Here is a 13507-nt window from a genome sequence, read left to right as displayed (position 1 = left end):
GACAGGACACGCCCTGAGAGGCTCGGCGGTCGGCCGCTGTCCCTCGTTCGCACGCGGGAGCGCCCCGCGATGTGGGCTGTACGGAGCGCCCCGCGGTACGGGCTATACGGTCCCTGACTCCCGCTCCGGCTCGGGTTCGGGCTCGGCCACCGTCGTCACCGGGCTGTACTCCAGCTTCTGGCCGCGCAGCAGGATCCATGCCGCCACCGAGGCGGCCAGCAGGATCGCCGCGGCCACGCCGGACGCGATGTCCAGCCCGTAGACGAAGGCGTCCTGAGCGGCCTTCATCAGCGCCGCGCCCTGGTCGGCCGGGAGTTCACCGGCCGCCTCGAAGGCGCCGCCCAGCGATTCGCGGGCGGCGTCGGCGGCGTCGGCGGGCACACCGGGCGGCGCCTCGAACCCGCGGTAGATGCCGGTGACGATGGAGCCGAGCAGGGCGATACCGAGCGCGGCGCCGAGCTCGTAGGCCGTCTCGGAGACCGCGGAGGCGGCGCCCGCCTCTTCCTTGGGGACGCTGGAGAGGATGACGTCGGCGGTGACGGTGAACGAGAAGCCGGCGCCGATGCCGACGACGAAGAGGATCACGGCCAGCGCGGCGGTCCCGGTGTCGGCGTGCAGGGTCGTACAGCCGACGAGCGAGAGCCCGACCACCGCGAGGCCGCCGGCCACCACGATCCGTACGGAGAGCCGCCGGGCGACATACCCGGCGGCCAGGCCCGCCCCCACCGCGCCGACCGCGGCCGGGAGTTCGGTGAGCCCGGCGTTCAGCGACGAGCGCATCTGCACCATCTGCAGGAACTGGGAGAGGAAGAAGACCAGCCCGGACAGTCCCAGGATGGTCAGCAGATCGGCCAGCACCGCCCCGGAGAAACCCCGGTGGTGGAAGAGCTTCATGTTCAGCAGTGGCGAGTCGAGGATGAGCTGGCGGCGGACGAACACGATCAGCGCGAGCACCCCGATGACGCCCGCCAGCCCGATGTCCCAGCGATAGCCGTGCGCCGACGCTTCCTTGATGGCGTAGACGACGCCGACGATGCCCACCAGGGACAGCAGCACGCTGGGGACGTCCCAGGGACCGGGATCCGGATTGCGGGACTCCGGGATCACCTTGGCGCCGACGACCACCAGCAGCGCCATCACCGGCAGATTGATCAGGAAGACCGAGCCCCACCAGAAGTGGCCCAGCAGAAAACCGCCGAGGACCGGGCCCACGGCGGTGCCGGCCGAGGCCATCGCACCCCAGATGCCGACGGCGAGGCTGCGTTCCTGCGGGTCGTGGAAGAGGTTGCGGATCAGCGCGAGGGTGGACGGCATCAGCGTCGCGCCGGCCACGCCGAGCAGGGCGCGGGCGACGATCATCATCTCCGGGCTGGTGGCGTAGGCGCACAGTACGGACATCGCGCCGAACGCGACGGAGCCGATCAGCAGCAGCTTCTTACGGCCGATCCGGTCACCGAGGCTGCCCATGGAGACCAGCAGTCCGGCGATGACGAAGGAGTAGATGTCACCGATCCACAGCAGCTGCGTCCCCGACGGGCGGAGATCCTCGCTGAGATAGGGGGTGGCGAGGCCGAGGACGGTGGCGTCGACGCCGACGAGCAGCACGGCGAGGACGAGGATGGAGAGCGCGAGCCAGCGGCCCGGGCGGGGCTGGTCGTCCACATGGGCCGAACCGGCCGGTCCTGACGCTATGGTCTCGCTCATTTCTCCATGCTCCGTCGGATGCCGCCGAGCAGCAGCTCGGCGATCGAGTGGTTGAGGTCGTTCCGGGCGACCCGCCCTTCGTGCACGGCCCAGGCGCCGGCGCCGATGAGGCCGTAGAACGCCTCGGTGAGCCAGGCGGAGCTGAGGTCGATACGGAAGTCGCCCTGTTCCTGGCCGCGGCGGAAGAGCGCGTTGATCCGGTCGTCCAGCCGAGCCCAGCCGGCGTTGATCTCGCCGCTCTCGAAGAGCTGGTTCTCGGTGAAGAGGAACGCCAGCACGCCGGCGACCGGTTCGGCCTCGGCGATCAGCCGGCGCAGCGCGTCGGCGGCGTCCCCGTCGTCGAGCCGGGCGGCGTCCATCGCCTGCGTGAACTGCTCGATGCCCAGGTCCTCCAAGGCCCGTATCAGCGCGTCCCGCCCGGCGAAGTGCCGGTGCAGGGTCGCCCGGCTGATGCCGGCGGCTCGGGCGATCTCGTCCATCGACGTCGTCGCCCGGCGGGTGAGCAGCGCGGCGGCTTCCTTGAGTACCTGTTCACGATCCACGGCCATGAGACAAAGACTAACCGAATGAGACATCGCTGTCTCATAATTTGCGGACGCCGAAGGCGGGGCAAGGGCGAGCGCCCCGTCATGACCGACTGGATCCGGCATCCGGGCACACGACTACGGCCTCCACCCGCCTGGGTGGAGGCCGTACGTCCGTACTCCGCGCTACTTCTTGGCCGACGCCCATTCCTGCTGCGTCACCAGGTCGGTCCGCACCTCGGCGAGCTGGACCGCCACCGCCGAGGGCGCGGTGCCGCCGCGGCCGCTGCGCGAGGCGAGCGCCCCGGGGACGTTGAGGACCGTACGGACCTCGGGGGTCAGATGCGGCGAGATCTTGGCGAACTGGTCATCGGTGAGCTGGTCCAGCTCGATGCCGTGCGCCTCGCACTCCTTGACGCACTCCCCCGCGACCTCGTGCGCCACCCGGAACGGCACACCCTGCTTGACCAGCCATTCCGCGATATCGGTGGCCAGCGAGAAGCCGGCCGGCGCCAGCTCCTCCATGCGCTCGCGGTGCACCGTGAGCGTGGCCATCATCCCGGTGAACGCCGGAAGCAGGACCTCCAGCTGGTCGCAGGAGTCGAAGACCGGCTCCTTGTCCTCCTGCAGATCGCGGTTGTACGCGAGCGGCAGCGCCTTGAGGGTCGCCATCAGGCCGGTCAGATTGCCGATCAGACGGCCGGACTTGCCACGCGCCAGCTCGGCGATGTCCGGGTTCTTCTTCTGCGGCATGATCGACGAGCCGGTGGAGAAGGCGTCGTGCAGGGTCACGAAGGAGAACTCCTTCGTGTTCCAGATGATGATTTCCTCGGCGATCCGGGAGAGATCGACGCCGATCATCGCCGTGATGAAGGCGAATTCGGCGACGAAGTCGCGCGAGGCCGTGCCGTCGATCGAGTTGCCCGAACTGCCGTGCTCGAAGCCGAGATCCGCGGCGACCGCCTCCGGGTCGAGCCCGAGAGACGATCCCGCGAGCGCTCCCGACCCGTACGGGGACACGGCCGTGCGCTCGTCCCACTGCCGCAGCCGCTCCGCGTTCCGGGACAGCGCCTGCACATGGGCGAGGACGTGGTGGGCGAAGAGCACCGGCTGGGCGTGCTGGAGGTGCGTACGCCCCGGCATCGCGACGTCCGGGTGCGCCTCGGCGAGGCCGACCAGCGCCTCCTGGAGGTCGGCGATCAGCCCGCCGATGATCCGCGCGTGGTCGCGCAGATACATCCGGAAGAGCGTGGCGACCTGGTCGTTACGGGACCGGCCGGCCCGCAGCTTGCCGCCGAGGTCCGGGCCGAGCCGCTCCAGCAGACCGCGCTCCAGGGCGGTGTGTACGTCCTCGTCGGCGATGGTGCCGATGAACGAGCCGTCGGCGACATCGGCTTCGAGCTGGTCGAGGCCGGCGAGCATCCGCTCCAGCTCGTCGGCGGTCAGCAGGCCCGCCTTGTGCAGGACGCGAGCGTGCGCGCGGGAGCCGGCGATGTCGTACGGGGCCAGTCGCCAGTCGAAGTGGACGGACGCCGACAGTTTGGCCAGGGCCTCGGCGGGACCGTCGGCGAAACGACCGCCCCAGAGCCGGACGTCGCCGGTGTTTCCGTTGCTCACTGTGCTCTGCTCCTCAAGGCTGCTGTGACGGCGCGGTCCGGGCGACACCGCCGGACCGGGCAGCCGCCTCCCTGCCGCGAGGGCGGGCGGGCGGCTGCCGTACGTGGGTAACGAGACGGGCTCAGGCCAGGTCGCGCTTGGACGCGATCTTGCTCGACATGCCGAAGAGCTCGATGAAGCCCTTCGAGAGGGACTGGTCGAACGTGTCGCCGGTGTCGTACGTCGCGAGGTTGAAGTCGTACAGCGACTGGTCCGACCTCCGCCCCGTGACGACCGCGCGACCACCGTGCAGCGTCATCCGGATGTCCCCGCTGACCTGCTGGTTGGCCTCGTTGATAAAGCCGTCCAGGGCCCGCTTGAGCGGCGAGAACCACAGGCCGTCGTAGACCAGCTCGCCCCAGCGCTGCTCGACCTGCCGCTTGTAGCGGGCCAGTTCGCGCTCGACGGTGACGTTCTCCAGCTCCTGGTGCGCGGTGATCAGCGCGATGGCGCCCGGCGCCTCGTACACCTCACGGGACTTGATGCCGACGAGCCGGTCCTCGACCATGTCGATCCGCCCGATGCCCTGCGCGCCGGCCCGCTCGTTGAGCTGCTGGATCGCCTGGAGCACGGTGACGGGCTTGCCGTCGATGGCGACCGGCACACCTTCGTTGAAGGTGATGATGACCTCGTCGGCCTCGCGCTCGGTGGCCGGGTTCTGGGTGTACTCGTACACGTCCTCGATCGGCGCGTTCCAGATGTCCTCCAGGAAGCCGGTCTCCACGGCCCGCCCGAAGACGTTCTGGTCGATGGAGTACGGCGACTTCTTGGTGGTCGCGATCGGGAGGTTCTTCTCCTCGCAGAAGGCGATGGCCTTGTCCCGGGTCATCGCGTAGTCCCGGACCGGGGCGATGCACTGAAGGTCGGGGGCGAGGGAGGAGATGCCGGCCTCGAAGCGGACCTGGTCGTTGCCCTTGCCGGTGCAGCCGTGGGCGACGGTGGAGGCGCCGTGCTTCTTGGCGGCGGCGACCAGGTGCTTGACGATGGTCGGCCGGGAGAGCGCGGAGACCAGCGGGTAGCGGTCCATGTAGAGGGCGTTGGCCTTGATCGCCGGGAGGCAGTACTCGTCGGCGAATTCGTCCTTGGCGTCCGCGACCTCCGCCTCGACGGCGCCACAGGCGAGCGCACGCTTACGGATGACGTCCAGGTCCTCGCCTCCCTGACCGACGTCCACGGCAACGGCGATGACCTCGGCGCCCGTCTCCTCGGCGATCCAGCCGATGCAGACAGAGGTGTCCAGGCCGCCTGAGTAGGCGAGTACGACGCGCTCGGTCACGGGTTTCTCCTCACGGTGCATACGCTGATAGGTATAAGTATGCATTCCACCGTATGTTTCGTCAACGCCTCCTCGAAAGCGCAGGTCAACGGCGCTTCAACGGAGCGGTACGGGCCTCAGGGCGCCTCACACAGGACCTCGGCAAGCACCGCCGCATGGCTCCGCGCCGCATCCTTCGTCGCGGTCAGCAGCGTCAGCGGGCCCTCCCCCGCCAGCTCCCGCAGATGCCGCAGCGCCGCCTGCGCCGGGTCCCGCGCCAACTCGTCCCGATAGCTCTCCGCGAACCGCTCGAAAAGCTCGCCCCGGTGGCCGTACCAGCGGCGCAGCTCCGTCGAAGGGGCCGCGTCCTTGCACCATTCGGTGAGCAGCGCGTCGGCCTTCGACAGGCCGCGCGGCCACAGCCGGTCGATCAGCACCCGGGCGCCGTCCGACGGCTCGGCGGGGTCGTACACCCGGCGCACCCGGATATCGGCATGCGGGGACTTTCCGGCCATAACCTCATCGAAGCACGGAAGCCCGGCTCCCGCCGGAGGGCCGGAAGCCTGCCCGGATACCGCCCGGACACCGCCCGGATACGGCCCTCAGGGGACCCGCTTTGGATTCATGGCCCCGGACAGGGTATTTTTCTTCTGCACGCCCCGGCCGGGAACTTTCCGGCCGGTTCGAGCACCGGGACGTGGCGCAGCTTGGTAGCGCACTTGACTGGGGGTCAAGGGGTCGCAGGTTCAAATCCTGTCGTCCCGACGGTGCAGTAAGGGCTTCGGCCCAGATGAGGGGCCCTGTCTCACTTCGGTGAGGCAGGGCCCTTGATCGTTTCCGGGGCGGTCGTGTCACATTTGGTCACAGTCCCTATGGACCGCCCAGGCGGAGACCACGGTGCCGGGGACGCCATTGTTGGCCATCCAGGACAGCACCGCGTGGCGAGCGTCGTAGAGGCGGATCCTGCGGACGCCGGCTTGTGCCATCAGCTTGTGCGCAACGCGTCGCAGCTTGTCGGTCTTAAACAGCCGTCCCAACTCGTCCACGACAACGTAGCCGGAGAGCTCGTACGCCTCCCCGGCAGCGAGTCTCTCCCTGGCCTGGCAAGCGTGGAGGGCGAGAAGCGCTGTCTCAAAGGGCAAGGGGAGGCTTTGGTCGGTGCGCTGCATCGTGTTGGGAGCAGGCATCCACAGGCTTGCGTCGAATCGGGTAGCAGTCCGGCTGCCCCCAACGCCCGATAGTGGATGTCCCGCGTCGGGCCCCGGCACGAGGCAGGTGGGTAAAGCCTCAGGGCCAGCCATCCGGCGAGGCCGCTGTGGCGTACCCGTGTGGGGTCGCATAGATCCACTAAACAGGCGCTTCGCGCCAGATGACCAAAAGATCCGCCATCACCCGACGAGTGCTTCCTAGAGCCTCTGGTGGCCCGCAGGGGCATCCCGCCGACACCATCTCCGAAGCCTTCCCTGCTGCCTGATCGTTCCTCCGTTCAGCCTATCCACGGGTCGCTGGGGTTCTCGCGCGAACCTAGCGTTTTCCACTAGGGCTGGCCTGTGGCGTGTGCCGTTGACTGCCTGGGCCTTCGGTAGGGAGGGGCACAATGAGCGGGGTGCCGAAGACGGGTAGTAAGCAAGAACCTGTCCCGACACCCGAAGAGATCCAGGCCAGAATCGGAAAGCGCCTGGACGACGTTGCCAAGATCCTGGCCGGCGCCCTGGTCGCCGTTGCCGGAATCATGACCACGCTCGGCCTGAGCAGCGACATCGTGTTCGTGGCTCTCAACAACGAGTCGTGGCCCATTTATGTGGCCTCGCTCTGCGCCATCCTCGCCATCGTGTGCAGCATCGTGGCTCTGCTCGTCCACCCCACACGGCGGGGCAACCTGTGGGAGACCGTGGTGCTCATTCTCGGGGTGATCTTCTACATGGTGGCTTTGAGCGTGGCGGTGATCGGCGCGGCCAAGGCTGCCGGGGGCAACGGGCGACCGACCATCACCAACATCAAAGTCGACGGCCCTCGGTCCAACCTGAAAGTGAGTTTCGATGTTCACGCTGACGGCGTCGAGACGTGGGCCGGCATCGAAGTGTTCGTAACCGTTGTAAAGACCGACTTGGACGAGTCTGTCCATGGCTCGGTCGACGACTACTCAAGTGAGCTCAGGCCCAACGACAAGGGCGTGGTCGAGCAGCGGGTCAGTATCCCGATGTCGCTGCCGCCACAAGCCGCAGGCATCAGCATCATGGCCCTGAACGCCGGCGACGGCACTCAGGATCGGTGTGGCTCGCGCACACAGCGGGGGCCGACGTGTGCGAGGTTCCGGATTCCCTAAGACCGGGCTTCGGGGGCTCCCAGCCCTAAGACCCCCACCGTGTCACCGACGTGTCACACACTCGGCGTGACACAACCGAACGCACGCCTCTGACCTGGACGTCTCCCGGACCCTCTGGACTGGCTGAACGGTACGGACTGGCTTTCAGTCACTGGGGGTCAAGGGGTCGCAGGTTCAAATCCTGTCGTCCCGACGGTGTGAGAAGCCCGCAGGCCAGGAGATGAATCTCCTGGCCTGCGGGCTTTTTCCGTCAGACCCTGGCGCCGTTGTCGGCGGCCCGCCGACGCCCTGGGCGCCGGCCGCCGTGTACGGCCGCCGACCGGCCCGGCCCCTTGGTGGCGGGCCTCGGCGGCGGGACAGTGCCGCGTGCCTCCAGTTCGATGGCCAGCGGCAGCGCGGTGAACATCGAGGAGTATGTGCCGACGGCGATGCCTATCAGCAGCGCCACCGCGAAGTCCGCCAGCGAGTCGCCGCCCAGCACGGCGAGCGCCGCCAGGATGAAGACCGCGCCGATGCCGGTGTTGACGGTGCGCGGCACGGTCTGTACCAGCGCGGCGTCGGCGACCCGCTCGAAGGGCCTGTGGCGGGCCGCGGCCCACAGCTCGCGGACCCGGTCGAAGACCACGACGGAGTCGTTGACGGAGTAGCCGATGACGGTCAGCAGGGCCGCGAGGAACACCCCGTCGACCGGCTTCCCGAGCCAGGCGAAGACGCCGACGAGGATCAGGACGTCATGCGCCATCGCGGCGACCGCGGCGACGCCGAACGTCCACCGGAACCGGACGGCGAGATACGCCATCTGCGCGGCGAGCGCCACGCCGAGCGCGATCAGGGCGTTGCGTCGCAGCTCATCACCGAGGCTGGGCCCGATCAGCTCGTCGCGTACCTTCTCCGCCCCGCCGCCGAGCTGCTCGACGACCGCGCTCACCTCGTGCTCCTCGTCCGCCGAGAGCCGCTCGGTGCGTACCGACAGTCCGTCGTCGCCCGAGGTGCTGACCACCGCGCGCGGGAAACCGGCGTCGTCCAGTGCGGTACGGGCCCGGTCGGCGTCGACGGGCGCGGTGGTGGCGTACTCGACCAGCCGGCCGCCGGTGAACTCCACCCCGAAGTCGAGTCCGCGGACGGCGATCCCGCAGGTGGCGATGGCCAACGCGACGGCGGACAGCGCCAGCCAGCGGCGCCGGCGGCGCATCGGGCGCGGATCGCGGCGGGTGAGCCAGCTGCGGACCCGGCCCTGGCCGGCGAGGCCGGTGAGCCGTGGGCGGCGTTCCAGCGACCGCCGGGAAACGGCGAACTCGGCCAGCGCCCGGGTGATGACCAGCGCGCTGACCATCGAGGCGAGCACGCCGATGGAGAGCGTCACACCGAAGCCGCGGACCGGCCCCGAGGCGAAGAAGAACAGCAGTCCCGCGGCGAGCAGGGTGGTGATGTTGGAGTCGGCGATGGCACTGAAGGCGTTGCGGAAACCACTGGTCAGCGCGGTGCGCAGGGTCCTGGGCCGGCCGGTGCCGGCGCGGCTCCCACCGCCGGCCGCGTACTCCTCACGGGCGCGTTCGAAGACCAGCACATTGGCGTCCACGGCCATACCGATGGCGAGGACGAAACCGGCCAGCCCGGGGAGGGTGAGGGTGGCGCCGACGGCCAGCAGCGCGGCGTAGGAGATGAGCGCGTAGCCGGCCAGTGCGAGGGCGGCGAGGGCGCCCAGCAGGCGGTAGACGACGGTGATGAACACGGCGGTCAGCCCGATGCCGATGACCGCGGCCTGGGCGCTGGAGGCGATGGCGGCGGCGCCCAGCGTCGGGCCGACGGTCCGCTGTTCGACGATCTCCACCGGCACGGGCAGCGCGCCGCCGTTCACCAGGAGCGCCAGCTCACGCGCCTCCTCCTGGCCGAAGTCGCCGGTGATCCGTGTGGTGCCGCCGGTGATTCCGGTGCCGCAGGCCACCGAGCTGTCGACCTGCGGTGACGAGATGATCTTCTCGTCCAGCACGATGGCCGCCCGGCGGGTCGGGTCGCCGGCCGGCGCACAGGCCGCCTTGCCGGTCAGCCGGGCCCAGGACCGCTCCCCCGGGCCGCGCAGATCGAGTCCCACGAACCAGCCGGCGCCGCTCTCGGCGTCGAGCTGCGCCTCGGCGCCCTCGACCTCGGCACCGGTCAGCGCGGGCGGCCCGAGCCGCAGCCGGGTACCGGAGGCGTCGGGGAGGATCTTGTGGGCCTTGGGGGACTCGGTGGACTCGGGGGAATCAGTGTGCTGGGGGGACTTGGCTTCCGGGCCCGTCCGGGAGCCGGTGGCGGGCTGGGTGCCGAGGACGGGGTGGACGGTCAACTGGGCGGTGCGGCCGAGGACCTTGGCGGCCTCATCGGGGTCCTGCAGGCCGGGGAGTTCCACGACGATGCGACGCTCGCCCGAGCGGGCGATGTTCGGTTCGGCGACGCCGAGGGCGTCCACGCGGCGGCGCAGCACCTCCAGCGTGCGGTCGGTGGCGTCCTGGTCGGCCTTGGCGGTGGGGGAATCGCGGGTCTCCACGACGATCTGCGTACCGCCGCGCAGATCGAGGCCCAGCCGCACGGGCTGGGTCACGGCGAGATAGACGGACAGGGCGAGGAACGCGAGCGCGAGCAGCGCCCGCACCCTTGTGGCGCGGGTCATCAAAATGCCTCCAACAGGCCCACCGCGGCCGTCAGTCGGGGCACGCGGTGGAGAAGAACGACGGTGGCGTCGGTTACCTGTCGGAGTGGGGCGGGGCGCGGTCCAGGCACCGTCCGGCGTACGCGAGACGGTCGGCGGAGGCGGCTCGGAGCTGCGGGGTCCAGGCACCGGCCCGGAGCCGGGGCTCGTGGCGGTGCGGAGGCGGTGTGCCGGGCGCCGGGTGGGTGGAGTGGTGCGGGTCGTCACCGGAGGTACCGGCCAGGCGTGGCGGGGTGGAGCGGGTGTGGACGTGCGGGTGGGCGGATGGGTGCGCGTCCTGGACGGCGTGCGCGGTGACCGCCGGGGCGGTGGCGCCGACGGCGGTGGCGGGCGCGAGCATCCCGCCGAAGAGGAGCACCGCGACGGCGAGCAGCGTCCGTAGCGCGTGGCCCGGGGCCGGGCGGTACGCAGCGGGGCGGGCAGGGACAGGGGCAGGCAGCCGTACCGTCCGCCGCGCCATGTCCCCACCTCCCCCCGCGAGTTCGTCCCCCGCCCCGGCTGACCCGTCACGGCTCGATCGCGCCCACCCGGATCACGCAGTGCGTGACTTCCGGACTGTACTCCAGGCGGCCGTGTATGCCGTCCGTCCTCAGTGTGCCTTCTGTGCCAGCCGCAGGAGGTGATCGGCCAGTGCCTGGCCGCCCGCCGGGTCGCGGCTGATCAGCATCAGGGTGTCATCGCCCGCGATGGTGCCGAGGATGTCGTGGAGTTCGGCCTGGTCGATGGCCGAGGCCAGGAACTGGGCGGCGCCGGGCGGGGTGCGCAGGACGACGAGATTGGCGGAGGCCTCGGCGGAGATCAGGAGTTCGCCGGAGAGGCGGCGCATCCGCTCCTCCTTGGCCGACTCGCCCAGCGGCGCGCGCGGCTTGCGGTCGCCGCCCTCGCTGGGCACCGCGTAGATCAGCTCGCCACCCGTGTTGCGGATCTTCACCGCGCCCAGCTCGTCCAGGTCCCGGGAGAGCGTCGCCTGGGTGACGGACAGCCCGTCGTCGGCGAGCAGCTTCGCGAGCTGGCTCTGGGAGCGGACCGGCTGCCGGTTGAGGATGTCCACGATCCGGCGGTGGCGTGCGGTGCGGGTCTGCGGCACGGCCTGGCCGCCGTTCACCGTCTCGTTGTCCTGCGCCTCGGTCATCGTTGTCGTCAGTCTCCGGATCGTTGTTCCCCGTGGGCCCCTTCGAGGGCCGTGTCCAGGACTGCGGGGAGCCTCCGGAGGAACGTGTCCGCCTCGTCGTCCGAGACGATCAGCGGTGGGGCGAGCCGGATGACGTCCGGCGCGACCGCGTTCACCAGGAGACCCGCGTCCTGAGCCGCCTGCTGCGCCTTCGGCGCGAGGGGCTCGGTCAAGACGATACCCAGGAGCAGCCCCGCACCGCGGACCTGGCCGACCAACGGGTGCCCGAGCGCCTCGATCCCGGCCCGCAGCCGCTCGCCCACCCGCTTGACGTGGTCGAGGATGCCGTCCGCCTCGATGGTGTCGAGGACGGCGAGGGCGCCGGCGCAGACGACCGGGTTGCCGCTGAAGGTCGAGCCGTGCGAACCGGGGGTGAGGAGGTCGGCGGCGGGGCCGAAGGCGAGGGTGGCGCCGATGGGCAGGCCGCCGCCCAGGCCCTTGGCGAGGGTGATGATGTCCGCCTCGACGCCCTGCGCCAGGGACTCCAGCCAGTGGCCGGTCCTGCCGATGCCGGTCTGGATCTCGTCGAGGACGAGCAGCGTGCCGGTGGCGGCGGTGATCTCCCGGGCGGCCTGGAGGTAGCCGGGCGGCGGCACGACGACGCCGTTCTCGCCCTGGACGGGCTCCAGGATGACGAAGGCGGTGTCGGTGGTGACGGCGGCGCGCAGGGCCTCGGCATCGCCGTACGGGACATAGTCGACGTCGCCGGGCAGCGGGGCGAACGGGGCCTGCTTGGCGGGCTGACCGGTGAGCGCGAGGGCGCCCATGGTGCGGCCGTGGAAGCCGCCGGCCGTGGAGACCATGTGCGTACGCCCGGTCAGCCGGCCGATCTTGAAGGCGGCTTCGTTGGCCTCGGCGCCGGAGTTGGAGAAGTAGACCCGGCCGGGGCGTCCGGCCAGCGCGAGCAGCCGCTCGGCCAGGGCCACCGTGGGCTCGGCGACGAAGAAGTTGGAGACATGGCCGAGGGTGGCGACCTGGTCGGAGACGGCGCGGACGACCGCGGGGTGTGCGTGGCCGAGCGCGTTGACCGCGATGCCGCCGAGGAAGTCGAGGTACTCGTTGCCGTCGGCGTCCCAGACCTTGGCTCCCTCGCCGCGTACGAGGGGGATGCGGGGGGTGCCGAAGTTGTCCATCATGGCGCCCTGCCAGCGCCGGGTGAGACCCGCGTTGTTCAGCGGCTCGTTCATGTCGCCCCCTCGATCGTGTTCGTGTCCGGCACGACCATCGTGCCGATTCCCTCGTCGGTGAAGATCTCCAGCAGGATCGAGTGCTGGACCCGCCCGTCGATGACCCGGGCGGTGTGCACACCGTTGCGGACGGCGTGCAGACAGCCCCGCATCTTGGGGACCATGCCGCTGGCCAGGTCGGGCAGCAGCTTCTCCAGTTCGGTGGCGGTGAGGCGGGAGATCACCTCGTCGCTGTTGGGCCAGTCCTCGTAGAGGCCCTCGACGTCGGTGAGCACCATCAGCGTCTCGGCGCCCAGCGCGGCGGCCAGCGCGGCCGCGGCGGTGTCGGCGTTGACGTTGAAGATGCCGGATGCGCCGGATGCGGTGTCCTCGTCGTCGCTGCTGCGGGCGATGGAGGAGATGACCGGGATGCGGCCGTCGTCCAGCAGCGCCTGGACCGCGCCGGGGTCGATCGCGGTGATCTCGCCGACCCGGCCGATGTCCACCCGCTCACCGTCGATCTCGGCGTAGTGCTTGGTCGCGGTCATCAGGTGGGCGTCCTCACCGGTCATGCCGACGGCGAGCGGGCCGTGCTCGTTGAGCAGTCCGACCAGTTCCCGCTGCACCTGGCCGGCCAGCACCATCCGTACGACGTTCATCGCCTCGGGCGTGGTGACCCGCAGCCCGCCCTTGAACTCCGACTCCAGCCCCAGCAGGTCCAGCTGGGCGCTGATCTGCGGACCGCCGCCGTGCACGACGACCGGCCGCAGCCCGGCGTGCCGCAGGAAGACCACGTCCTGCGCGAAGGCCTTCTTGAGGTCCTCGTCGACCATCGCGTTGCCGCCGAACTTGATGACGACGGTCTTGCCGTGATGACGGGTCAGCCAGGGCAGCGCCTCGATGAGGGTGCGGGCCTTGGGGAGCGCGGTGTGCTTGCGGGTACTCATGCGGCGGCCTCGCTTCGCGCGGCGGGCTGTGAGCACAGCACGCACCTGTGAATGATGAGCTCGCTTCGC

The 13507-nt window shown here is 70.3% G+C and carries 12 protein-coding genes and 1 tRNA gene; 2 read left to right on the top strand and 11 right to left on the bottom strand.

What is annotated here, in order from left to right; translation table 11 throughout:
- Positions 1–102 precede the first annotated feature (102 nt).
- The 5 genes from AB0I10_RS08380 to AB0I10_RS08360 all read right to left on the bottom strand — a co-directional run bounded on the left by AB0I10_RS08380 (position 103) and on the right by AB0I10_RS08360 (position 5654).
- Positions 103–1704 (bottom strand): MFS transporter, encoded by a 1602-nt coding sequence (locus tag AB0I10_RS08380; protein ID WP_363151551.1) that lies wholly within the window; start codon positions 1702–1704, stop codon positions 103–105.
- Positions 1701–2252, bottom strand: coding sequence for a helix-turn-helix domain-containing protein (locus tag AB0I10_RS08375; protein WP_363151550.1), 552 nt, complete (start codon positions 2250–2252; stop codon positions 1701–1703). The genes AB0I10_RS08380 and AB0I10_RS08375 overlap by 4 nt, the downstream gene beginning before the upstream one ends.
- Positions 2253–2414: 162 nt before the next feature.
- Entirely contained in the window at positions 2415–3845 is a 1431-nt protein-coding gene (gene argH, locus AB0I10_RS08370; protein WP_363151549.1) for an argininosuccinate lyase, read from the bottom strand.
- Between the two features lie 121 nt (positions 3846–3966).
- Positions 3967–5160: an argininosuccinate synthase gene (locus AB0I10_RS08365; protein WP_363151548.1), complete on the bottom strand. Its 1194-nt coding sequence runs from the start codon at positions 5158–5160 to the stop codon at positions 3967–3969.
- A 116-nt stretch (positions 5161–5276) separates the two neighbouring features.
- Positions 5277–5654 carry a DUF488 family protein gene (locus tag AB0I10_RS08360; protein WP_363151547.1) on the bottom strand — a complete coding sequence of 126 codons (378 nt, stop codon included), beginning with the start codon at positions 5652–5654 and terminating at the stop codon, positions 5277–5279.
- 176 nt (positions 5655–5830) lie between these two features.
- Here AB0I10_RS08360 and AB0I10_RS08355 point away from each other — a divergent pair.
- Positions 5831–5904, top strand: a tRNA-Pro gene (locus AB0I10_RS08355).
- 86 nt (positions 5905–5990) lie between these two features.
- Here the strand turns inward: AB0I10_RS08355 and AB0I10_RS08350 are convergent.
- Positions 5991–6281, bottom strand: a complete 291-nt coding sequence (locus AB0I10_RS08350) for a hypothetical protein (RefSeq protein ID WP_363151546.1) — start codon at positions 6279–6281, stop codon at positions 5991–5993.
- Between the two features lie 455 nt (positions 6282–6736).
- On the opposite strand from AB0I10_RS08350, the gene AB0I10_RS08345 reads away from it, so the two are divergent.
- Positions 6737–7465 (top strand): hypothetical protein, encoded by a 729-nt coding sequence (locus AB0I10_RS08345; protein WP_363151545.1) that lies wholly within the window; start codon positions 6737–6739, stop codon positions 7463–7465.
- A gap of 250 nt (positions 7466–7715) precedes the next feature.
- On the opposite strand, the gene secD is transcribed toward AB0I10_RS08345, so the two are convergent.
- The 5 genes from secD to argB all read right to left on the bottom strand — a co-directional run bounded on the left by secD (position 7716) and on the right by argB (position 13438).
- Positions 7716–10115 (bottom strand): protein translocase subunit SecD, encoded by a 2400-nt coding sequence (gene secD, locus AB0I10_RS08340; protein ID WP_363151544.1) that lies wholly within the window; start codon positions 10113–10115, stop codon positions 7716–7718.
- Between the two features lie 73 nt (positions 10116–10188).
- Complete coding sequence (locus AB0I10_RS08335; protein ID WP_363151543.1) at positions 10189–10614, bottom strand: hypothetical protein; 426 nt, start codon at positions 10612–10614, stop codon at positions 10189–10191.
- Positions 10615–10743: 129 nt separating this feature from the next.
- The gene (locus AB0I10_RS08330) at positions 10744–11286 is read right to left on the bottom strand and encodes an arginine repressor (RefSeq protein WP_363151542.1); all 543 of its coding nucleotides are present in this window, start codon (positions 11284–11286) and stop codon (positions 10744–10746) included.
- Between the two features lie 8 nt (positions 11287–11294).
- Positions 11295–12512 carry an acetylornithine transaminase gene (locus AB0I10_RS08325; RefSeq protein WP_363151541.1) on the bottom strand — a complete coding sequence of 406 codons (1218 nt, stop codon included), beginning with the start codon at positions 12510–12512 and terminating at the stop codon, positions 11295–11297.
- A complete protein-coding gene (gene argB / locus AB0I10_RS08320) occupies positions 12509–13438 on the bottom strand; it encodes an acetylglutamate kinase (RefSeq protein ID WP_363151540.1) in 930 nt (309 codons plus the stop codon). The genes AB0I10_RS08325 and argB overlap by 4 nt, the downstream gene beginning before the upstream one ends.
- Positions 13439–13507: the final 69 nt, after the last annotated feature.

It is taken from the genome of Streptomyces sp. NPDC050636 (assembly GCF_040654775.1).
Lineage (GTDB): Bacteria > Actinomycetota > Actinomycetes > Streptomycetales > Streptomycetaceae > Streptomyces.
The sequence above is the reverse complement of the archived record's forward strand: the minus strand, read 5'-3'. Positions and strand labels throughout refer to the sequence as shown.

Excerpts from the sequence above, each read along its gene's own strand:
- AB0I10_RS08380 (WP_363151551.1), bottom strand. The coding sequence starts at position 1,704 with ATGAGCGAGACCATAGCGTCAGGACCGGCCGGTTCGGCCCATGTGGAC.
- AB0I10_RS08375 (WP_363151550.1), bottom strand. The coding sequence starts at position 2,252 with ATGGCCGTGGATCGTGAACAGGTACTCAAGGAAGCCGCCGCGCTGCTC.
- AB0I10_RS08360 (WP_363151547.1), bottom strand. The coding sequence starts at position 5,654 with ATGGCCGGAAAGTCCCCGCATGCCGATATCCGGGTGCGCCGGGTGTAC.
- AB0I10_RS08345 (WP_363151545.1), top strand. The coding sequence starts at position 6,737 with ATGAGCGGGGTGCCGAAGACGGGTAGTAAGCAAGAACCTGTCCCGACA.
- secD (WP_363151544.1), bottom strand. The coding sequence starts at position 10,115 with ATGACCCGCGCCACAAGGGTGCGGGCGCTGCTCGCGCTCGCGTTCCTC.
- AB0I10_RS08335 (WP_363151543.1), bottom strand. The coding sequence starts at position 10,614 with ATGGCGCGGCGGACGGTACGGCTGCCTGCCCCTGTCCCTGCCCGCCCC.
- AB0I10_RS08330 (WP_363151542.1), bottom strand. The coding sequence starts at position 11,286 with ATGACCGAGGCGCAGGACAACGAGACGGTGAACGGCGGCCAGGCCGTG.
- AB0I10_RS08325 (WP_363151541.1), bottom strand. The coding sequence starts at position 12,512 with ATGAACGAGCCGCTGAACAACGCGGGTCTCACCCGGCGCTGGCAGGGC.
- argB (WP_363151540.1), bottom strand. The coding sequence starts at position 13,438 with ATGAGTACCCGCAAGCACACCGCGCTCCCCAAGGCCCGCACCCTCATC.